The following is a 21,734-nucleotide window of genomic DNA, read 5'->3' on the forward strand; positions in this document are numbered from 1 at the left end:
TGAGCGGTTGTCAGGAGGGGCGAAACAGCTCGATCAGTTTATCCAGATTGAACAGCGTGAGCGTCAGCGAGCCGTCGGGGGCATAGCCCGGCACTTCGCAGGCAAAAAGCTGATCAATCAGGGTGCGCATTTCCAGTTCGCTAAGGGGGGTGCCCCGCTTCCGGGCGGCCCGTCGTGCCAAGGCCCGGGCCAGTTGCTCGTGACGCGACAGTTTCAGACCGGCCGTTTGTTGCTTGAACTGCTCCAGGAACTCTTCGAGCAGATGCTGCTGCTGGCTGGCCGGGACATCGGCCGGTACGCCACGCACCACCACGCTGTCGCGTCCCAGCATATCGAAATCAAAGCCCAGAGCGGCCAGTTCTTCTTTCATCTCTGATAGAAGTGCCACATCGCCGGCGGGTAACGATACAGTCTGAGGAAAGAGCAGTTGTTGGGTCACTACTTCTTTTTTGCGCAAAGAACTCAGGTAGCGTTCGTACAAAATGCGCTCGTGCGCGGCCTGTTGGTCGATCAGCATCAGACCCGACTTTACCTGCGCCACGATGTAGCTGTGGTGCAACTGGAACGTCTTCTGATCGACACCCGCATGGTAATCGCCCGTGTGTTTCACAGGCTGGTTGGCGGCACTGGTGGCTTTGATCGCAGTAGGCGTAACGAGTTGTTCCGGGGCGTCGTCCGGATCTTCACGCGACTCATACAGCTTCTCCCAGTGTTTCAGGTTAGAGGCCTCGCGCGGCGAAGGACGCCAGTCGTTCCGCGAGTCAGAAGGTTCGCGCGAGGATTCGCGCGGCGAGGACGAAAACGAAGTCGGCGTCGCCGCTTTGAAAAAGGCACCAAAATTGACGTCCTGATCAAAATCGAGCGAAGGTGTAATGTTATACGCCCCCAGCGCGCGCCGTACGGTCGCCTGCAGGATGGCATACAACGTACGCTCGTCGTCGAACTTAATTTCGGTTTTGGTCGGGTGTACGTTGATGTCTACGTGCGTGGGGTCCATGTCCAGAAACAGCACATAGAACGGGTAGGTATCGTCTGGCAGCAGCTCTTCGTAGGCTTCCATCACGGCATGATGCAGATACGGATGTCGTACGTAGCGCTGGTTCACGAAAAAGAATTGCTCTCCCCGCGTACGACGGGCCTGCTCCGGCTTTCCGATGTAGCCACTGATCTTCACCAGAGGCGTCTCTTCCTGGCAAGGCGCGAGCTGCTCACGGTAATTACCGCCAAACAGGGCCACAATCCGTTGGCTCAGCTTTCCAGGGAAAAGGTTGTATACCTCCAGATCGTTCTGGTGTAGCGAAAATCCCAGTTCGGGTCGGGCCAGGGCCACACGTATAAACTCGTCGAGGATGTGGCGCATCTCCACGGAGTTCGATTTCAGGAACTTGCGCCGGGCCGGGACATTATAGAACAGATTCTTGACGGCTACTGAAGTGCCTGCTGGACAGGCTTCCGGCTCCTGCGCTTTTACCGCCGACCCTTCCACCCGCAGGCGCGTGCCCAGTTCGTCCGACGGGCGACGCGTCAGCAGTTCGACCTGCGCTACCGCGGCAATAGACGCCATGGCTTCCCCACGGAAGCCCAGCGTACGGATGGAGAAAAGATCATCGGTCGAACGGATTTTCGACGTGGCGTGCCGCTCCACACACATGCGTGCGTCGGTCTCGGACATGCCGATCCCGTCGTCCACCACGCGGATCAACGTACGGCCTGCATCTTTGACAATCAATTGAATATGTCGCGCTCCGGCGTCAATCGCATTTTCCAGCAATTCTTTGACGACCGAAGCGGGTCGTTGCACCACCTCCCCGGCTGCAATCTGGTTGGCCAGTGAGTCGGGCAACAGGTGAATTAAGTCGCTCACTCGGATTCAAACACGTTAAACTTGCGGGCGAAAAAGTAAACCGGAACCGCGAAAACTAAAATAAGAAGCGCCATATTGCCGTATTTTAAATAGGCGACGCAGAATGTGCCCAGGACTACGATCAGGAAAATTTGCAAAAAGGAGGTTTTCTTACGTTGTGACTTGGCGCGCGCAAAACCACGGGAGATTCTTGCTGCGGAACTAAAATTTCCTGTACCTTTCGAATAGGCGCGTGCTGCCTCTATTTCCTGTTTTATGGCTTCCGTCCGTTGTTTAAGTTCTTCAGCCACAGGGTCGTAGTAGCGCGGTTCATAGTTGAAACGCTTATGTCTAGAGGTCTTGGTGAACGAAATCAAACCCATCTGCGCTTAGTAGTTTAGAGTATAAAAAAACACGTAAGAACTGGTATAAAGCCAACAAGCCCATGCATAAAAAAGTTTGTCTGTTGCCTCTACTCATCTTCCTGGCCACGTCCTCTGCTTTTGGTCAGAAATCGGTTCGGCGACAATCAAAGGCGTGGGTCGATTCAGTTTTTGCTCAACTTACCCCACGCCAGCGAATTGGTCAACTTTTTATGATCGCGGCCCGCTCAGATCGCGACGAACAATATACCCTGGCGCTGGAAACCCAAATCCGCGAGTATAATGTAGGCGGCGTTGTTTTCCTGCAAGGAAATCCGCTGCAACAAGCAGTCCTGACCAATAACCTACAGGCCCATGTGCCGGTCCCGCTGCTGGTGGGCCTGGACGCCACGCGCGGCTTAGGCAGCAGTCTGGATAGCACGACGCTCTTTCCGCAACCCCTCACGCTCGGCGCCCTGGCGTCGGCCGAGACGGTCTATGACCTGGGTGCCGAAATCGCCCGCCAGTCGCGTCGCCTGGGTGTTCACCTTGCGTTTTCGCCCATCCTCGACGTCAACGGCAACCGGCGCGAACCGGGCATCGATGGACGTTCGTTCGGCGAAGACCCGGAAAACGTTGTCCAGAAAGGTCGCGCCCTGATGGAGGGCCTTCAGCACAACGGCGTGCTGGCCGTAGCACGCCACTTTCCAGGTTATGGCGACGCGGACCGGAACTCGCCACAGGGGCTGGTCCAACTGACCCATCATCAGGGACAGATCGAGCAGATTGACTTGCCGCCGTTTCAGGCCCTGATTCAGGATAGCCTGGCAGGAGTCATGGTCAGTCATTTGCAGGTTCCTGCTTATGATAACCGCGAAAACCTCCCGGCGTCACTTTCCGAAAAAATTGTTTCGAATCTGCTGCAACGTTCGCTGAAATTCGAGGGACTGATTTTTACGGATGCGCTCAATGCCCGCAACCTACAACAACTTTATAAACCCGGCGAGATTGAAGTGATGGCGTTGCAGGCGGGCAACGATGTGCTGCTGTTCCCGGAAGACCTGTCCGTTGCCGTCGACGCGATTGAAAAAGCACTGAAACGGAAAAAACTGAGCCAGGAAGAACTGGACCGCCGTGTCCGAAAAATTTTAACGGCCAAGTACGAAGCCGGACTCGACCAGTATCGTCCGGTCGAAGTCGCCCACCTGAAAGAAGACCTGTACTCGCCGAAAATCGACATACTGCAAAACCGTATTTTTAAGCAGGCCCTTACGGTGGTCCGCAACGAAGACAATGTGCTGCCCTTCATGGTGCTTGATACAGTTTCGTTCGCTTCCGTGGCGGTTAATGCCTCTGCAACCGACCCTTCTGCCGGCAATCAGTTTCAGCAGATGCTGGGCAATTACGCCCCCTTCCGCCATTTTCAGGTCAACGATGCGGCGCGCAACTATGGTAACGTGCTCGAAGCACTCGCGCCGTTCGGGACCGTCATCGTCAGTATCCACAACCCCACCGGAGAAAGCGCGGCCACGCCACGCGCAGCCAAAGCACTGTTGAGCAAAGATGCGCAGGCCTTTCTGAAGAAGCTGCACAAAAGCGCAGTCCGTGTCGTAGTTGTCGTATTTGACAGCCCTTATAGCCTGGCCCAGGTAGAAGACTTCGAGCAGGTAGTATGTGCTTACGAAGATAATCCTGTGGCTCAGCACGTAGCTCCGCAGCTCTTGTTTGGTGCAATTGAAGGGTCAGGCAAGTTGCCCGTGACAGTATCGCCGCGGCTGAGCAACGGCGTCGGGTTTCTGACGGCCAAAGCCGGACGACTGCAATACAGCTTCCCGGAAGAAGTGGGCATGCGCTCGGACATTCTCCGCCGCATTGATACGCTGGTCGATGAGTCCATCGCCGACCGGGCCACGCCTGGTTGTCAGGTGATGGTCGTGAAAGAAGGGCAAGTGGTTTGGCAGCGGGCATACGGCCGCCTCCGCTATGACGATCCGACTCCTACCACCAATCAGACGCTTTACGACATTGCGTCGGTCACCAAAGTTTCGGCTACGCTTCAGGCCGTAATGTTCCTGGCCGAACAGGGACTGATTGAGGTAAACCGTAAGGCCTCCGATTACCTTCCTGAACTGAAGGAGTCGAACAAGAAGGACATGGTGATTGCCGATATTCTGGCGCACCAGGCAGGTTTGGTTCCGTTCATTCCGTTCTACAAGCGTACGCTGGATTCACCCTCGGAGAGTGCGAAGTTTTACAGCCGCACGCCCGATGCCGCCCATCCGCTGGAAGTGGTCCCGGGTCTGTACGCCATCAGCAGCATGGAAGATTCGCTCTGGGCCTGGACCATAGAATCGGGCCTTTTGCCCAAAAATCGTAGAACCAAGAAATACGATTACAAATACAGTGATCTGGGTTTCTACATCATGAAACGCATTGTGGAGAAGGTCTCGGGCATGAAACTCGACGAATTCGTCAACTCTTACTTCTACCGCCCGATGGGGCTGCCTACGCTTACCTACAAACCCAAAGAGAAATTCGAAGAGTCGCGCATTGCTCCTACCGAACGCGATACCTACTTCCGGAAGACACAAATCCGCGGTAACGTGCACGACCAGGGAGCAGCCATGTTGGGGGGCGTAGCGGGACATGCCGGCCTGTTTGGAACGGCCAACGATCTGGCCATTCTGATGCAGATGAACCTACAAAACGGTGAATATGGCGGCATTCGCTATTTGCAACCGGAAACCCTGCCAGGCTTTTCGCGGCGTTACTTTAAAGAAAACCGCCGGGGTCTGGGCTGGGATAAACCCACACTCGAGCCCAACGGCCCCACGTCGCTCTATGCCTCGGCCGATACGTACGGACACTCCGGCTTTACGGGTACCTGCGTGTGGGTAGATCCTTATTACGATCTGGTCTATGTTTTTCTTTCCAACCGCGTTTACCCTGACGCCAGCAACGTGAAGCTAATCCGGAGCGGACTGCGCACTTCCATTCAGGATACCATTTACGAATCGTTTCTCCAGGATAAGATCAACGAATTCAAACATACTTCACACATGTCGCGTTAGGTTGAGTAACTTTGGTTTATCATAGCATCGGCTCAGCTCACGGTGGGTTGGCTCATGCTACACTCAATACATCACGCCATGAAAATCGGCATCGTTTGCTACCCTACTTTCGGAGGGAGCGGCGTAGTGGCCACCGAGCTCGGTAAAGCACTCGCCAAAGAAGGACACCAAATCCACTTCATCACTTATACGCAGCCCATCCGGCTCGACTTTTTCAACGAAAATTTATATTACCACGAAGTAGATCTCCGCGCCTATCCGCTGTTTCAATACCCTCCTTACGAATTGGCACTGGCCAGTAAAATGGTCAACGTGGTGATGTACGAGAAACTGGATCTGCTCCATGTGCATTATGCCATTCCGCACGCTTCGGCAGCGTACATGGCCCAGCAGATTCTGCGGACGCACGGCATCGACATTCCGTTCATCACCACCCTGCACGGAACCGACATTACACTGGTGGGGAAAGACGCCTCCTACGAACCGGTGGTTACGTTCAGCATCAACCAGTCCAATGGCGTGACGGCCGTTTCCGATGACCTGAAAAAAGATACGTACCGCCACTTCAGCGTTCATCGTGACATTGAGGTCATTCCCAATTTCATCGATCTGGAACGGTTCAAAAAGCAGAAGAAGGACCATTTCAAAAAGGCCATTTGCCCGAACAACGAAAAGCTGCTGGTACATACCTCGAACTTCCGGAAGGTGAAGCGTGTCGACGACGTCGTCCGCATCTTCGATAAGGTGCGCCAGAAGATGCCCGCACGTCTGTTGCTGGTGGGGGACGGGCCGGAGCGCAACCGCATTGAAGACCTCTGCCGGCAGTTGAATACGTGCGATGATGTCCGCTTCCTCGGCAAGCAGGAAGCCGTTGAAGAAGTGCTCTCCGTATGTGACCTGTTCCTGATGCCTTCCGAAAAAGAGAGCTTTGGACTAGCAGCACTGGAAGCGATGGCCTGTGAGGTACCCGTGATCGCGGCGCGCACCGGTGGGTTACCTGAACTGGTGGAAGACGGCAAATCTGGTTTTTTGAGCCCTGTCGGTGACGTGGAAGATATGGTCAAGCATGCCTTGTTCATCCTGCAAGACGATCAACTGCCTGAGTTCAAGAAGAATGCCCTGGCACGCGCCAAGCAGTTCGACATCACGCAGATTCTGCCTTTGTATGAGAACTATTACAAAAAGGTCGTCAATTCGCATGGGGGGGCCGTTCCCCCCACGGAAAGCCGGAAGCAAGGTCAGCCTGCGTTCTAGCATCAGTACACACTTGCCGATGCCGCTTTTGGCACAGATTTAGACGAAAAGAAGTCAGCCAACGTTTCATCTTAAACACTCTGACCGACTTTTGAAGACATTCATCCGCATTTGCTGCATTTTTTTAGCGCTGGCCTTTGCGCTCTCGTCGTGTGCCAGTCATCGCAAAAAGCATAAACGTACCGCACACCGTACCCATACCACGGCTCGCAAAGCACCGACTCGCACCAAAGCTGCGCCGACTCGAACCGCCGCCCCTACCGCTGCTTCATCGAACGCCTCTGCCTCGCCAAGTGTGGTCAAAGTAATTGAGACCGCCCGGACATACACCGGCACTCCGTACAAGTACGGGGGCACAACTCGCAAAGGCATGGACTGTTCGGGACTGTTGTGTACAAGTTTTCAGAGCATTAACATGACCATCCCCCGCGTATCGCGCGATCAGGCGACAATTGGCCCTGCCGTCAAAGTAGAAGCGGTCCGACCGGGCGACTTGTTGTTTTTCAGTACGTCTAAAAGCCGCAAAGGCATCAACCATGTCGGTTTGGTCACAGAAGTATCCAAGGGGCGCATCCAGTTCATCCACGCCACGTCGAGTTTGGGCGTTATGGAAGACAATCTGTTTTCCGACTATTACAAACGAGCGTTTGTGAAGGCCATTCGCCCTCGGTACGATTAAGAAAAGCAGCTTAGCTGTTGCAGCCTGACCACCGATTTCCCTATATTTGCGTCCGCTCTCGGGGGATTAGCTCAGTTGGCTAGAGCGCTTGCATGGCATGCAAGAGGTCGCCGGTTCGAATCCGGCATTCTCCACCCTGATTCTGAAGCCGTTACGAAGCATCGTAACGGCTTTTTTGTTTGGCCTTTCCCGTCTGCACGCCATTGTGCCTTACCGTACAGGTAACCGTCTCTGGATTTTCCGAGACTTCCCCCCTTTGAAAATAACAACATTAACCCTATTTTGCTGAAAAATCGCTAGCACGCTGTACCACTTTTGGCAGCGACTTTTCAGCTGCGGTAGTTCACTTCAACACGCATACCTCGCGGTATACGTAAAACACTATGCGAGACATTGGCGCCATCGGCCTGGGCTTAATTCTGTTAAATTTTGCCTGTTCGTACAAAGGGTTTTCTGATCCGCAGTTCTTCGAACGCTATAAGTTTGAAGTAGATAGTATTCTCCTCCACAAAGAGTACGGACGGCTCCTTTCTTCGGGCTTTTTACACGGCGGATGGATGCACCTCATTTTCAATATGCTCAGTCTACACGCGTTCAGCGGGTTAATGGAGTACGACTTAGGATGGCGAGCATTCCTACTGATCTACGTAGCTGGTCTACTAGGAGGTAATCTTCTTTCTCTGTACTTGCACCGACAGCACGGAGACTACAGTGCCATTGGCGCTTCGGGTGCGGTGTGCGGGGTAGTTTTTGCCTCCATCGCCCTATTTCCGGGAATGGAAATCGGTTTTTTCGGCTTACCATTCCAAATGCCCAGTTGGTTATTTGGAACGGGCTATGTGGCTTACTGCATTTTTGGCATCAAAGCGAATCGCGATAACATTGGGCACGACGCCCATCTGGGCGGCGCTTTGGTAGGAATGGTGCTGGCAGTTTTACTGCATCCTTCAGCGCTGAAGGCCAACTATCTCACCCTACTCGTCATTGCATTACCAACTGTAGCATTTCTGGGCCTGATCATCGCAAAACCGCATCTGTTGCTAATCGAACGCCCTTTCGCGAAAGCTGAACAGCGTGCCGATACTACCGTCGATCGTCGGTTCAATGAAGCCAAGCTGCAGCACCAGCACGAACTGGATTTGCTGCTGGATAAAATCAGCCACAATGGTATAGAAAGTCTGAGCGCCACGGAACGGCAAAAGCTGGAAGCCTATGCGAAAAGAGGAGAGTAAATCACGAACTGCCCACGAAAAAACGGAAGCTTAATGATCTCGATTACGGCGGTTGCGGAGAAGATAGGTTTTGTTCTCCTCCCCGTGAATCAGGCGGCGAATGTTTTTCTGATGCGTCAGCACAACCACCGCAAACAGTGCGAACCCAAAAATAATCAGCAAGGGGGTATCAGGACTGAAACGCGGCAGGAGTAAAAGCAACGGAAAGGCCAGGGCGGCAATCATCGAACCCAAAGAAACGTAGCGCGAGGCCAACAATACCACAAAGAAGATTCCGATGCACACCAACGCCACTTCCGGCTCAATGGCCAGCGCCATGCCCAACAGCGTTGCTACACCCTTGCCGCCTTTGAAGTTGGTATAGATGGGGAATATGTGCCCCACAATAGCCAAGATGCCGAAGATGAGCTTATAGAACGTCAGGAAGTCGGCATTCACCCAACCCATCAGCGCCAAAATAGATGCCAGCTGGGCTGCCGTGAACCCCTTGGTGATGTCCAGTAGCATAACGATAGTGCCGGCCTTTTTGCCCAGTACCCGAAAGGTATTGGTTGCGCCCGCATTACCACTTCCGTAATGGCGTACATCAATACCGTAGTAACCTTCACCCAACCACACGGCGGTAGGGAATGAACCAATGAGATAGGCAGCGATGGCGCCAAGTACGATGAAGAGGATAGAAAGCAAATCCAAATGATTTTTTGGTAAAGGGCCTAATAGCAAATTTATAAATAATTCACTATCAATGTACAACTGTGTTGTATTGATACACGGACTTTAACACGCAAGTTCCCTAAAACCCGTCCGCGTCCTCTTCATCGACGGTCTTCTTGTCTGTTTTTGCCGGAGCGGGGGTGGGGTCCGTGACCGGCGCATCGGGCTTTTTATCGCCTTTTTTCTTGTCTTTCTTCCCTCCGTCCTTGCCAGCGGCATCAGTAGTGGGAGTTTCCGCAACTTCCGGGTCTACGCCACGCATCACATTTACTTCTTTGCCAAAGTAAGTTTTGTTGAAATCTTCCACAAAAATGACCCGATCTGCGTCGTTAGCGGCTTGTAACGAGAATTCCCCGGGTTTACCCGCACCCTTTACTTTCGAACGAATGATTTCGTTGAACTCCAGACTAGACGACACCACCGACAAACGCTTTTCGTCGTCATAGCGGAAGTAGTACCACAGGCCAGGTGAAGCGGCAATGTAGATCGTGATGATGTCGCCCTGATACGTTTTCCGGATTTCGATGTGACCATCCAGTTTTGCATCGATTGGGGCTCCGTTGATATTAGCCACCCCAATTTTCCCGACGCTGTACCAGGCACTTTGCTCGTTCGACCATTTCAGATGCACGTCGGCGATGACAATTCCTTTCGCCAGTTTGCCTGACAACGACGACAGGGGTTCGTTGTTTTCCAATGCTTTGGTCCGGTAATCGACGGCGGCTTTTTCGCTGACCAGATTGGCCACACGTGGCAAAATGGGGTCGAGGCTCTCGTACGCAACCGGTGGTCCCAGGCGATAGATCGCTTCTGCCAGATCGTTGCCCATCGAACCATACGCCTGCGAAGGTAAGGGAGCATCAAACAAAAGCATGGTATTGAAGTCGTAGCTGTTGCTGTCGGCGCGGCCAAATCCACTGCCGGCGGCCAGCAACGTTACGTCCCGCCCCCCGGGGTTGGTGAAGTTGAACGTGCCCTCGTAGTTGAAGGTGCCCTTGGAGTCGTTGAAGGCGAAAATGTTTCCGGCAATTGACTCCCCTCGTACCTTCTCCGGATTACCGACGACAAACAGCTGTTTCTCTGGATCGTAGTTCAATACCCCGATGGCCCGGAAAATGTCCTGGTCGGCCGCCGTCATTTTTTCGGAAAGGAAGGTAAAATACAAGCCCGACGAATTCTTTTCCACGTGCATCCCCGTCGTCAGCGGTTTGCCATCGGTCGATACCAACTGTTCCAGGTCAATCGAAAAGTCGGGGCTATCGCCCGGGTTCTGGTAGGTAAACCAGATGCCTTCCAGGTTGCTGGATTTAAAGTCAAGCTTAACTTCACCGTCAAACTTCAGATAGGGACGGGTGGCGTACATCGTTACGGCGCCCCGGTACAGAACCCCTTTTGAAATCGGCATGGGGTCCTCTTCCGGCACAATCCCTCCCGAAACTGTATGCAACACGCCCGGCTTGCCTTTCCGGCGAGCTTCCTCTTCTTCGAGCAAGAAGTTGTCGAACTTGATCTTAAACGTATCCTGCGAAGCGGTGATGTAATCGTAGAAAGCCTCACCCTCAAATTTATGCCGCGAAAGGATCTGGATCGTGCCGTCGGAAAGGCGATGGTATTCGTTCAGCGTATCTACTACCAACTCCGCGCGCTCTAGCTCCTGCATGGCTGCCCCTTCGGTCAAAGTCACCACACCTCCGTGCGGGAAGATTTTTGCATCGGCGGCTTTGATGTACGGCACGCCCGACACTTCCAATTTCTGGTTTACTACGTCGTAAACGGCTCCGGTCCCCAAAAACGCCAGTGAATCCTGGTCGGGATGGGTAGAATAGAAATAAGAAGATTCCAGATCGACGCCTTCAGGCTTCTGCATGCTGACCGTTTGCTTTTCCATGTCCCAGATCGCCTTCCCGATGGACGTTTTGTACTGTACAAACGGAAATTCGTTGCTGGCAAACCCTTCTACTTCCGATGATAGTTCCGCATAACGTTCTTTCAGATTGACGTCGTAGCGTACGTTGCGCGACACCAGCGCGGGTTTAAGCGGGTTGTCGGACTTAATGTCAAAATCACCGTTACGCCCGTAAATTCGGTTTTCTTCAAACGTGATTTGAGGCGAATACAGTTGTGAACCCTGTGTCTTGAAGAGTCCATTTCCGTACGTTCCTTTCGACGTTAGGATCACGTCGCCGTTGAAATCAGAATTGCCGTCGTAGAGCTTGAAGGGCTCTTTCCGCTCCACGTTCGAAAGAATCAGCGAATCGGTATCGGGCAACCACTTCATCTTGTAGTTCGATACGGTAATGTCGGGATAAGTACCCGACGAATTGCGGGCGATGACGGCCTGTTGCCCCACCGTAACCACCGAATCCTGATAGAAAACGAAGTCGTCGGACTTGATGGTAGAAGTCAGGTAACGTACCTCACCTTTGCCTCGCAAGCCACGGCTATCGAGTGTAATATCGCCGAAGAAGCGGCCCTCAGTTCCGTACAGCGGATACCCGCCATCGGGAGTCGCGTGCGAAAAGCCGAGCGATTTATCTTTCTGCCGTACCAGTGTTTCTTCAAAACGGGGGAAGATGCCATCAGAATCGAAGGTTCCGTCGAATGAGATCACGTCCGGCGAGTCGCTATCGAGGCTGTCGGCACTGAAGGGAGGAACCTGGAAATAAATACTTTGGTCGTACGCACCACCCAATACCTCGTCACCATCGAAGTAGATGTTGGTCTCCGACGTTACGTCGAACAGGGGATATTTGGGATGACTTTTTAAGTTCGACTTGTTGTTAGGATCACCGATGATCAGCTTCGCCGCGGCATTGTTCGACCGGTTGGTCAGGGTACTGCGCGACTCGTTGCCACCTTCTCCGCCCAGAGCCACGGCAATGGTGTCGACTTCGGCCATGTCGACCGCAAACTCGTCATAATCGAAACGCATGTTGCGCCCGCTGCTCTCAAAATAGCCTACTTTCAGCTTGCCATCGAATAACAGATCACGGTTTTCCAACACTTTGACTTGTCCGTTGGCAGGCTCGATGAAGACATCGACCGAATCGCTCAGGTAAAATTTCTTAACCCCATTAACGGCCAGCTCCTGCGACTCCAGATCCAATACCGCATTGTTCCCGTCAGGGGCCAGAGACGAAATCGTCAGGTAATCGTAATCGCGTTTTTTACGATGGGCTAAGTAATAATTGATCAGGCTCTTGTTCGCCGTCACCACGCCCGTAACCGAGTTAAACTCTACATAGCCCCGCGCATCCAGATCGGACATGACCGTGCGCAAAGTCTGCGGATTTTGTTTGTACTGCTTGGCCAGATCGTCTACATAAAAAGACGTTTGCTTGGTCCGCAGAACGTGCGAGGCGATCATCACGATCGGGTGAAAGTTGTACGACCGTTGCAGGCGATCAAATTCCTGTTGTTTGTAAAAGTCAAAAGAAGTGAAGGTAGCGGGCAGCTCGTGCCGCGCATTCAACATGTAAAACTTCACCGACGTGCTGTCGAGCGGCCAGTAAATGGCATCGCAGTCAATTTTCACCTGATGGTACGAATCCTCGAACAGCGCTACTTTATAAAGTCCTTTGTCGCGGTGCAGTCGAATAAACCCTTCTTCAATGTTATAAAAGAGAGAAGCACCACGATTGACGATCGAATCCTGGCCGAAATAAAGCGCGACATACGCCAGATCGGCCGTAATGAGTGTGTCGCCCAGTTCCATGCGGCTAGCCAGCGTGCGGAAACGACGCTGCCCGTTCCGTTCAATTTCCAGGCTGGAGGGCCGACGGTCGAACGAGGAGCTGTTGGCATGCGCGCCACGCAGCGAAAAGCCTCCCTGGTACGTGATGCCCTCACCCAAATTTTTCACTTTCACTTCGTTCGAGAAGGAGCGGAAACGCGGATACTGGGCATCTTCCGGCGTTTTGTGCTTTTGGCTACGAAACTCAAACACCCCTTCGATAGGCTCGTCCACACGCTCCGGATAATGGAGCTGGGCTTTATCGGCCTGCAAAGTCACCGCCTTGCGATCGAAGCTGTACTTGCTGAATTCGGCGTACACGTCGGGCAACCCCGCAGAACTCCAGTCGACCGTTCCGCCTTCGCCGATAAAATCATCCAGACTGCTGGAATACTGTCCGCTGGTTTCCCGAATCGTCAGCGTGTCGTAATGGGAAGAGATGGTCAGGTTGGCTTTGTGGAAGGTGATGACCGCCCCGCGTGCCACGGGTACTTCGATGAGGGGCGCATCCGAAATGCTCACGTCCGCATCCGACAACGTGGGCATCAGGTCCGTTGGCATTTCCTGGGGATCGTTTCCATCCCAGTCCGAAAACCAATCGTCGCTTAGCTCGCTGTCATCTTCCTGCAGAGTGGGCTGGTCGTCGTCCAGCTCCTCTTCTTCCGTCTCGTCGAGTGCGGCACCTTCCGAGGCTTCTTCAGGAGCTACGTACTCAAACGAAAAAGAACCGCCTTCAACGGTCAGCTGACTGTAATTGGCAGCGTGTAAGGTCAGGCTATCAAGCAAGCCACGGGCAACACTGAAGTAGCGTAGAAACTCTTTGGCATCTTTTTCCTGCAATAAGCGCTCGGACACATCGAGCATTCCTCCCACGCCATCGCCCTGTACCTGCTGCGAAGTGGCGGCTTGCGCCATCGAACCTACCCAGGCTTCAAAATAAGGGGTCACGCCCAGCCGTCGGGTGCGCATCTGCTGGGCAACGGCGATGATCCGCTGCTGGTTAGCCGCACTCAGGGTAGGCCACACTTCCAGAAAGCGCGATCGGGCTTCTTCAGAGGAGGGCTTGGCACTCGCCAACAAGTACCGGCCGAACTCCTCACTGAACTCGGTCGGGTCGGTCGAGAACGCCTGCGCCTGCACAGAACCGCTCCCCATCATTCCCACCCACAGCAGGAAAAGGCACCCTAGAATCGCTTTAGCGTATGGAAAGAATTTCATAAACTTCACGCCGATCAAACTCAAATTTAACCTGATCCTGTGGTCTTTAACAGCCAATGTAAGTTATGCCCCGACAGCCCATACGCCTCTGACGTAATTATTCGGGCTTTTTTAGCATCAGGCATCCCCAATTCTCCAGCGTCTGCTGCTGTTTCAAGGTTAACCCCAGTTGATTGGCAGCGTGCAGAAGCTCCGGAATATCCATTTCGTAAAAGCCGCTGAGCAACAAGATGCCTCCCGTCTTCAGGTGATGGACATACTGAGGCAACTGTGCCAGGATGATGTTCCGGTTGATGTTGGCGAGCACGACCTCGAACTGTTCGTCTTTCGCGATGCGATTGATCTCGCCACAGAACACATGTACTGAGTGACAATCATTTAACGCCAGATTCTCCTGGGTATTTTCCACGGCCCACTCTTCTATATCGAACGCAGTGCCCCCGGCAGCGCCTCGCTTCTCTGCCATGATCGACAGGATGCCCGTGCCACACCCTACGTCCAGAAAACGCTTGCCCACGTGGTCGATGTCCAGTTGATAGCGCAGCATCATGGCGGTGGTCGCGTGGTGTCCCGTGCCGAACGACATTTTGGGATCGATCACGATCTCGTACGCGTATTCGGGCATGGGCACATGAAACGAAGCCCGAACAATGCACTGATCGCCTACCACCACCGGCTCGAAATTCCGTTCCCAGGCCTCGTTCCAGTTGACCTTGGCAATGGGCTCTACGAGCGAAGTCAGTTCGGTTTGGGCAGCGTAACGCGCCAGCACTTCCTGCACCGTTGCCATGTCGATCAGTTGCGACTCGCCGTAGGCCGTAAAACCGGTGGTGTTTTCTTCAAATCCATCGAACCCTGCCTGGGCCAATTCGGCCACCAGGATGTCGGCAAAATCAGGCGCAAGCTGAACGTGTAAGGCGGTGTATTCCAACGTCGTATTGATGAAAAATTTGAAAATTAGGTGTGGTAAGGAGTTGGTTACCAAAGGGAAATGTAGCAAACAAGCCGCCCCTGTCTGCGTAGAAGAGGCGGCTTGTTCAAGTACAAAAGTTGCCAGTCGTTAGTTCATACAACCGGCAAACGATTCGGTATCGGTAAAATAGATCGTAAAATCCGCTAAAGCTTTGTTCTTTTCTACGTAGACGCGGTAGTTGGCCAGTTGCGGCGCTTCCACCACGTACCAAAGACCGCTGCGATCGGCAAAGAGGCGGTTGTCTGTTTGAAAGACGGCCAGATCGGCAAACGCCTCACTCTCTTCTATATAGACCGTAAAATCGGCCAAACGCCGCTCTTTCTCAAAATAGACCGTACCGTAAAAATCACAGTAGGCCGGTGTGTCTTGCGCTTGCGCTGAGGCAGGCAGGATAAAAACAGAGGCAAGCGCCAGCAAAGCGACGCTCCACAGCTTAGCGGGATGAAAGGACATGAGGATCAAAGGGCTTTGACAATTTCCAGAAAGTCGCGCGATTTCAGGGAAGCGCCGCCAATCAGGCCACCGTCGACGTCAGGTTTTGCGAAAATTTCGGCGGCATTGTCGGGCTTCACGCTCCCTCCGTACAGGATGCTGATCGCATTGGCGACCTCGGAACCGTATTTTTTAGCCAAATGGTTCCGCAACGTGGCGTGCATTTCCTGCGCCTGTTCGGGCGAGGCGGTTTTGCCCGTTCCGATGGCCCAGATGGGTTCGTAGGCGATGACCACCTTTTTGATGGCTTCCGCATCGAGATGGAACAATTCCCGGTCGAGCTGGCCGCTCACAAACGCTTCGTGGTCGTTCGCTTCGCGCGTTTCCAGCGACTCGCCGCAGCAATAGATCGGCACCAGTCCACCGGCCAGCACAGCATCGACTTTGTCGGCGATGGTTGCATCTTTCTCACCAAAATATTCGCGACGCTCGCTGTGGCCCAGGATCACGTAGGTCACGCCGACCGACTTCAGCATGGGCACGGACACTTCGCCGGTGTAGGCGCCGGAATCTTTCGGATAGCAGTTTTGCGCGCCCAGAAATACCTGGGCGGCATCGCCGATCTGCCGTTGGGTAGAACTTAGAAAAGGAAAAGGCGGGGCCATGACGACCGTCACCTCAGAAGTGACTTCGTCTTTAACCATATTGACAACTTCGGACGCGAGGCTCTGGGCACTTTCAGCGTCTTTATTCATTTTCCAGTTACCGGCAACGATTTTCTGGCGCATGTTTCAAGGATTACGGTTGGATGATCGGTTTACGTGCTGTCCGCGAAAAGATGCCTCTTTTCCGCAAAGCGGGTCAAAGATAGAAATTTCGGCGGGTTGGCGACGGCTACAGCTTCTCTTCCAAAAAACGGGCGGTGTGGTTATCGGCCAGTGTGGTGACCATCTCTTCGGGCGTACCCTGGAACGTGATGTTGCCACCGGCGTCGCCGCCTTCCGGCCCCAGGTCGATGATCCAGTCCGCCGATTTGATCACGTCCATGTTGTGCTCGATGATCACGACCGTGTGCCCCTGTTCGATGAGGGCGTTGATGGCCTTCAGCAGCTGGTGAATGTCGTGAAAATGGAGACCAGTGGTCGGCTCATCGAAAATGAACAGAATACGATCATTCGCCCCGGCACCACTGCCTTTGCCCAGGAAAGAAGCCAGTTTGACGCGCTGCGCTTCTCCGCCCGAAAGGGTGTTGGACGACTGGCCCAGGCCAATGTAGCCGAGGCCGACTTCTTTCAGCGGCCGCAGGCGGTCCACCACTTTGGACTCTTTGGCAAAAAAGTCAACTGCCTGATCGACCGTCAGGTCCAGAATTTCGGCAATGTCTTTGTCGCGGTATTTCACTTCCAGCACCTCCTGCTTGAAACGCTTGCCGTGGCAGCTTTCGCACGTCAGGTAGATGTCGGCCATGAACTGCATCTCGATCTTGACTTCGCCTTCGCCCTGGCAGACTTCGCACCGCCCACCGTCGACGTTGAACGAGAAAAAGGCGGGTTTGTAGCCGCGCTGCTTCGCCAGCGGCTGCTCTGCATACAGGTTGCGGATGTAATCGTAGGCTTTGACGTAGGTGACCGGATTGGAGCGCGACGACTTGCCGATCGGGTTCTGGTCGACAAACTCCACCCGTGTAATCTCGCTGAGACTACCGGCCAGGCCGTCGAATCGCCCGGTTTGTTCCGAAACCGAGTCGCCTAGGTGCTTGGCCAGCGCCGGATACAGAATTTTCTTGATTAGGGTCGATTTCCCCGAACCGCTGACGCCCGTCACGACCGTTAGCACGCCGAGCGGAAACTTGACGTCCAGGTTTTTCAGGTTGTTTTCCCGCGCGCCCTGCACTTCGAGGTAGTCGCGCCACTCGCGCCGCCGGGCAGGCACAGTGATGCGGTCGATGTTGTGGAGGTAGCGCGCCGTATGCGAATTCAGGGCGCTGCTCATCTCGGCTACGGTTCCCTGAAACATCAGTTCCCCGCCGTGTACGCCCGCGTCGGGCCCGATGTCGATCAGTTGATCGGCCGCCCGCATCACTTCTTCTTCGTGTTCTACCACAATGACCGTGTTGCCCAAATCGCGCAGCGTTTCCAGCACGCCGATGAGGCGCTTCGTATCGCGCGGATGCAGGCCAATGCTGGGTTCGTCCAGAATGTACATGGAACCGACCAGGGCGCTTCCCAGCGACGTAGACAGTTTAATACGCTGGTACTCTCCACCCGAAAGCGTGTTGGTCAGGCGGTTGAGTGTCAGATACCCTAACCCGACGTCTTCCAGGTAACGGAGGCGGTTCTGCACTTCGGCCAGAAGGCGGCGCGCCACTTTCTGCTGATGTTCGGGCAATTCCAGCGCGTCGAAGAACGGGCGCAATACAGAAACCGGCATCAGCACCAGATCGGTGATCGACTTGCCGTTGATGCGGACGTAAGAGGCGTCTTTGCGCAGGCGCGAGCCCCGGCAGTCGGGACACGTGGTTTTGCCACGATAACGCGAGAGCATCACGCGGTACTGTACTTTGTGCAGTTGCGTCTCGACGTAGCGGAAAAATTCGTGCAATCCACTGAAATACCGATTTCCGGTCCAGAGCAGTTCCTGCTGTTCCGGCGTCAGTTCGTTGTACTGCCGATGAATCGGGAAATCGAACTCGATGCCTTTTTTCAGAAGCGGCTCCAGCCATTCACGGCGCTGCTTTTCACTACGCCACGGCGCAATGGCTCCTTCGTAGACTGACAGATTTTTGTTCGGGATGACCAGATCAGGATCGATGCCCAACACTTTGCCGAAGCCCTCGCAGGTACGGCAGGCTCCGTAGGGATTGTTAAATGTAAAGAGGTTTACGCTGGGCTCCTCGAACTGCATGCCATCGGCTTCGAACCGATCTGAAAAGTCGCGGATGGTCTCGCCCGATTCCAGTCCGGGCGCTTCGATGCGGCACGCGCCATTGCCCTCGTAAAAGGCCGTTTGTACCGAGTCGGCCAGGCGAAATTGCAGATCCTCTTCGGCTTGCTCATCGCCGTGTTTTATCACCGCCCGGTCAATCAGCATGAACAATCCTTCGTTCGCCAGCGCTTCGCTTTTCTCCAGTACCTCTTCGATAAAGCGCACTTCGCCCTGTACCTGAATCCGCGTAAAGCCTTGCTGCAACAAGATTTTCAGCTCTTCTTCCAACGTACGCCCTTCTTTCAACTGGAGGGGTGCCAGCACCATCACACGTGTCCCTTCGGGCAGCGACAGCAGGTAATCGACTACGTCGGTAACGGTATCTTTTCGCACCACTTCGCCGCTAATGGGTGAATACGTCACGCCGATGCGGGCGAACAGCAACTTCAGGTAATCGTAAATCTCGGTCGAAGTGCCGACCGTCGAGCGGGGGTTGCGGGTGTTAACTTTCTGCTCGATGGCAATGGCCGGCGACACGCCCCGGATGTATTCTACCTCGGGTTTTTCCATCCGCCCCAGAAACTGACGGGCGTAACTGGAAAGGCTCTCCACGTACATCCGCTGCCCTTCGGCGAAGAGCGTATCGAACACAAGCGAGGATTTGCCCGAGCCGGAAAGGCCCGTGACCACAACCAGCTTGTTACGTGGAAACGCAACCGAGAGGTTCTTCAGGTTGTGGACCTTAGCACCTTTGATGATGATAAATTCTTTGGGATCGAGTTCGTCGAGAGAGGGGGTAAGAACGGCTTCTTCTTGCATCGATTTTGGGAGTCACAACTTAGGCAAACGAGGCGATGAGGGGTTTGGTTCCGAGGTAGCCAAAGTGTCGTCGCTATATACGATTCACCAAAGCTGCACAAATTTTTTTCGTTGATTTTCACCCTTTTTCACAACCATGTAAAGAAAAATTATGAAATAACATTATTTACACTTTACTTTGTGCTCATCACAAACCAATACTACCATGAATACAGCCACGATGATCCTCGCCCCCACCACAAAAGTAACTTCGTATGCTGCGCAGCTTCAGGTACGGTCCCACGTAGTGCTGCCTTTGCTCGGCGGAAGCGCCGCCGCCATCGTGGGTGCCATGCTGTGGGCCGTATTTACTTTGAAAACGGGGATTCATCTGGGCGTTATGGCCATTGCCGTTGCGCTGCTGGTCAGCTATACGGTGCGCGCCTTAAGCCCGCGTTCCGCCGCTACGGCCGGTCTGATCGGTGCCGGTCTGTCGCTCGTAGGCTGTTTTCTGGGCAGTTTTTTTACTACTACCGCCATCTTGGCCGATTACCAGAGCGTTAACTTTTTTGAGGCGCTTTCGCTGGTAGACATCACCGTGATTCCTGACCTGATGATTTATACGTTTCAAGCGGTAGACCTGCTCTTTTATGCAATCGCCGTATATGTAGGCTATCGTCTCTCGTTTCGTCAACCCGTCTAAAAAGAAGCTTACCTGAACCTTGACTAACTCTCCGGCAATCCTACGGTGTTTTGAAACACATCTTCGGTACGATAAATCCGTAGGGGTAAGTACTAAAACGCTGCGATGTCACTTCTCTCCTATACGGATGTAGGGTCTGGCCCGACGGTTGTCCTCCTCCACGGCTTCTGCGAAAGCCGAGACGTTTGGGCGGCGTGGGTAGCACCTTTGCAAAACCAGTTCCGCTTCATCCTGCTCGACCTGCCAGGGCACGGCGACAATCCGCCGGTGGCAGAAACGTCGATGGAAGCCATGGCCGAGGCGGTGGCGGCATTAATGCAGGAACTTACCCCGGAACCGTTTGTGCTGATCGGGCATTCGATGGGCGGCTACGTAGCGCTGGCTTTCGCCGAGCACTACCCGGAGCGGTTGTGCGGCCTGGGCCTGTTTCACTCCACCGCATATCCCGACTCGGCCGAGAAGAAAGAAGCACGCAACAAGACCGTGCGCTTTTTGCAGGAGCATGGCGTGCAGCCGTTCATCGACGGGTTTGTGCATCCGCTGTTTCACTTCAAAAACCGCAGCCGCCTCACCGCCGAAATGGACCTTCTGCGCACCCTCGGCAGGCAAACGCCTCAGGAAAGTGTCATGGCCGCCGCCCTGGCGATGCGCGACCGCCCCGACCGCCGCGCCGTGCTGCAACAAGCCCCCTTTCCGGTGTTGTTCATCGCCGGACGCGACGACAAAGCTGTCGATTTTGATGCCAGCCGTGACCAGTACTGGCTGCCGGCCGAGGCTTACGCACAGGTGCTTCCCGAAACGGCCCACAAAGGCATGTTTGAGCGCCCTGCCGAAACGCGGGCGATGGTAGCGGGCTTTGCGACGCGCTGTTTCGCTACTCGTTCAGAATGACAGGCAGACCGTCGTTGCCCCCACCGATGATCACCATCTTTGAGTTCTCCGATTTGGCCAGCTCCTGCGTCGCTTCAATGCCTTTCCACTTCAACAGCTTATCGGAAATGCCTTCGGTCACGATGCGCTGAAACTCCTGAATGCCTTTGGCTTCGATCTGTTTACGCTCCGCTTCTTTTTGTTCTTTCACCAACCGGAACTCGTACTCCTGCGCCTGCTGCTCTTGCTCCAGTTTCCGCTCAATGGCCTGTTTGATTTTGTCAGGCAACTGAATGGAACGAATCAGTAACGCGTCCAGGTCGACAAAATTCTGCACCAAAATCTGACGCGTTTCCGCTTCGATGTCTTGTTGAATGGCTTCGCGTTTGGTCGAGTACAACTCTTCCGGCGTATATTTCCCGATGACGCGACGCGCCGACGCCCGTACCTCCGGAATCACGACTTTCTGCAGATACTCGGGGCCAATCTCTTCGTGCAGAAACCCCAGTTTCGACTCAATGGGCCGGTAGCGAATGGAAAAATCCACGTTGATCGCCAGTCCGTTTGAAGAAAGCACATCCATCTGCTCCTGGTTTTCCTGTTTCTGGACGTTGTAGACGATCATGTCGTTCCAGGGCGCAATGACGTGAAAGCCCTGGGCGTAGACGTGTTCTTTGTCCAGCCCGCCACCAAAGCGCTGAAACAGAAGCCCCCGTTCGCCGGGGCGGATCGTCACGAAGGTGGCGTTAGAAAAAAGGAGAATGCCCACAAAAATTATTGCTGCCACGATGGCAACGGGTACATAACGTCGGTTCATGTGTGTATGGATTAAGATGAAGTTTCAATAATACAAAAGCGAGAAGAGTTGGAGGCCGCGCGGTGAGAAGTCCTGCCCGGTAGCACTCTACTAACTTTCTCGGCGGCACT

Annotated in this window: 15 protein-coding genes and 1 tRNA gene; 7 read left to right on the plus strand and 9 right to left on the minus strand. The window is 54.0% G+C overall.

Annotated elements, in window-relative coordinates; all coding sequences use genetic code 11:
• Positions 1-10: 10 nt before the first annotated feature.
• Complete coding sequence (gene mutL, locus BLR44_RS08570; protein WP_089681295.1) at positions 11-1,864, minus strand: DNA mismatch repair endonuclease MutL; 1,854 nt, start codon at positions 1,862-1,864, stop codon at positions 11-13.
• Complete coding sequence (locus tag BLR44_RS08575; protein ID WP_089681296.1) at positions 1,861-2,226, minus strand: hypothetical protein; 366 nt, start codon at positions 2,224-2,226, stop codon at positions 1,861-1,863. Before BLR44_RS08575 ends, mutL begins: the two co-directional genes overlap by 4 nt.
• A 62-nt stretch (positions 2,227-2,288) precedes the next feature.
• Here BLR44_RS08575 and BLR44_RS08580 point away from each other — a divergent pair, with 62 nt between their 5' ends.
• The 5 genes from BLR44_RS08580 (at position 2,289) to BLR44_RS08600 (ending at position 8,441) form a co-directional block, all read left to right on the plus strand.
• Complete coding sequence (locus BLR44_RS08580) at positions 2,289-5,276, plus strand: serine hydrolase domain-containing protein (RefSeq protein ID WP_089681297.1); 2,988 nt, start codon at positions 2,289-2,291, stop codon at positions 5,274-5,276.
• A gap of 78 nt (positions 5,277-5,354) precedes the next feature.
• Entirely contained in the window at positions 5,355-6,530 is a 1,176-nt protein-coding gene (bshA, locus tag BLR44_RS08585) for an N-acetyl-alpha-D-glucosaminyl L-malate synthase BshA (RefSeq protein WP_089681298.1), read from the plus strand.
• A gap of 295 nt (positions 6,531-6,825) precedes the next feature.
• Positions 6,826-7,209 carry a C40 family peptidase gene (locus BLR44_RS08590; RefSeq protein ID WP_262482276.1) on the plus strand — a complete coding sequence of 128 codons (384 nt, stop codon included), beginning with the start codon at positions 6,826-6,828 and terminating at the stop codon, positions 7,207-7,209.
• Between the two features lie 60 nt (positions 7,210-7,269).
• Positions 7,270-7,343, plus strand: a tRNA-Ala gene (locus tag BLR44_RS08595).
• 249 nt (positions 7,344-7,592) lie between these two features.
• Positions 7,593-8,441 (plus strand): rhomboid family intramembrane serine protease, encoded by an 849-nt coding sequence (locus BLR44_RS08600; protein ID WP_089681300.1) that lies wholly within the window; start codon positions 7,593-7,595, stop codon positions 8,439-8,441.
• A gap of 30 nt (positions 8,442-8,471) precedes the next feature.
• Here BLR44_RS08600 and plsY read toward each other — a convergent pair whose 3' ends face one another.
• From plsY to uvrA, 6 genes are all read right to left on the minus strand, one after another.
• Positions 8,472-9,128, minus strand: coding sequence for a glycerol-3-phosphate 1-O-acyltransferase PlsY (gene plsY, locus BLR44_RS08605; protein ID WP_089681752.1), 657 nt, complete (start codon positions 9,126-9,128; stop codon positions 8,472-8,474).
• Positions 9,129-9,234: 106 nt separating this feature from the next.
• Positions 9,235-14,106 carry a hypothetical protein gene (locus tag BLR44_RS08610; RefSeq protein WP_143017194.1) on the minus strand — a complete coding sequence of 1,624 codons (4,872 nt, stop codon included), beginning with the start codon at positions 14,104-14,106 and terminating at the stop codon, positions 9,235-9,237.
• 97 nt (positions 14,107-14,203) lie between these two features.
• A complete protein-coding gene (prmA, locus tag BLR44_RS08615; RefSeq protein ID WP_089681753.1) occupies positions 14,204-15,037 on the minus strand; it encodes a 50S ribosomal protein L11 methyltransferase in 834 nt (277 codons plus the stop codon).
• Positions 15,038-15,166: 129 nt separating this feature from the next.
• On the minus strand, positions 15,167-15,532 hold the full coding sequence (locus BLR44_RS08620; RefSeq protein WP_143017195.1) for a 7(1) septoil knot domain-containing protein: 366 nt from the start codon (positions 15,530-15,532) through the stop codon (positions 15,167-15,169).
• A 5-nt stretch (positions 15,533-15,537) separates the two neighbouring features.
• Positions 15,538-16,299 carry a triose-phosphate isomerase gene (gene tpiA / locus BLR44_RS08625; RefSeq protein ID WP_089681303.1) on the minus strand — a complete coding sequence of 254 codons (762 nt, stop codon included), beginning with the start codon at positions 16,297-16,299 and terminating at the stop codon, positions 15,538-15,540.
• Positions 16,300-16,405: 106 nt separating this feature from the next.
• Complete coding sequence (gene uvrA / locus BLR44_RS08630; RefSeq protein ID WP_089681304.1) at positions 16,406-19,255, minus strand: excinuclease ABC subunit UvrA; 2,850 nt, start codon at positions 19,253-19,255, stop codon at positions 16,406-16,408.
• A gap of 205 nt (positions 19,256-19,460) precedes the next feature.
• On the opposite strand from uvrA, the gene BLR44_RS08635 reads away from it, so the two are divergent.
• Positions 19,461-19,937: a hypothetical protein gene (locus tag BLR44_RS08635; RefSeq protein ID WP_089681305.1), complete on the plus strand. Its 477-nt coding sequence runs from the start codon at positions 19,461-19,463 to the stop codon at positions 19,935-19,937.
• 105 nt (positions 19,938-20,042) lie between these two features.
• Positions 20,043-20,828, plus strand: coding sequence for an alpha/beta fold hydrolase (locus tag BLR44_RS08640; protein WP_089681306.1), 786 nt, complete (start codon positions 20,043-20,045; stop codon positions 20,826-20,828).
• On the opposite strand, the gene BLR44_RS08645 is transcribed toward BLR44_RS08640, so the two are convergent.
• A complete protein-coding gene (locus tag BLR44_RS08645; RefSeq protein WP_089681307.1) occupies positions 20,812-21,624 on the minus strand; it encodes a prohibitin family protein in 813 nt (270 codons plus the stop codon). The two genes, BLR44_RS08640 and BLR44_RS08645, sit on opposite strands and share 17 nt — an antisense overlap.
• Positions 21,625-21,734: the final 110 nt, after the last annotated feature.

The organism is Catalinimonas alkaloidigena, from assembly GCF_900100765.1.
Classification (GTDB): domain Bacteria; phylum Bacteroidota; class Bacteroidia; order Cytophagales; family Flexibacteraceae; genus Mooreia; species Mooreia alkaloidigena.

Coding starts and splice junctions, on each gene's coding strand:
- BLR44_RS08635 (WP_089681305.1), top strand. CDS start 19,461: ATGAATACAGCCACGATGATCCTCGCCCCCACCACAAAAGTAACTTCG.
- BLR44_RS08640 (WP_089681306.1), top strand. CDS start 20,043: ATGTCACTTCTCTCCTATACGGATGTAGGGTCTGGCCCGACGGTTGTC.
- BLR44_RS08580 (WP_089681297.1), top strand. CDS start 2,289: ATGCATAAAAAAGTTTGTCTGTTGCCTCTACTCATCTTCCTGGCCACG.
- uvrA (WP_089681304.1), bottom strand. CDS start 19,255: ATGCAAGAAGAAGCCGTTCTTACCCCCTCTCTCGACGAACTCGATCCC.
- bshA (WP_089681298.1), top strand. CDS start 5,355: ATGAAAATCGGCATCGTTTGCTACCCTACTTTCGGAGGGAGCGGCGTA.
- BLR44_RS08610 (WP_143017194.1), bottom strand. CDS start 14,106: ATGAAATTCTTTCCATACGCTAAAGCGATTCTAGGGTGCCTTTTCCTG.
- BLR44_RS08645 (WP_089681307.1), bottom strand. CDS start 21,624: ATGAACCGACGTTATGTACCCGTTGCCATCGTGGCAGCAATAATTTTT.
- BLR44_RS08600 (WP_089681300.1), top strand. CDS start 7,593: ATGCGAGACATTGGCGCCATCGGCCTGGGCTTAATTCTGTTAAATTTT.
- BLR44_RS08620 (WP_143017195.1), bottom strand. CDS start 15,532: ATGTCCTTTCATCCCGCTAAGCTGTGGAGCGTCGCTTTGCTGGCGCTT.
- BLR44_RS08575 (WP_089681296.1), bottom strand. CDS start 2,226: ATGGGTTTGATTTCGTTCACCAAGACCTCTAGACATAAGCGTTTCAAC.
- tpiA (WP_089681303.1), bottom strand. CDS start 16,299: ATGCGCCAGAAAATCGTTGCCGGTAACTGGAAAATGAATAAAGACGCT.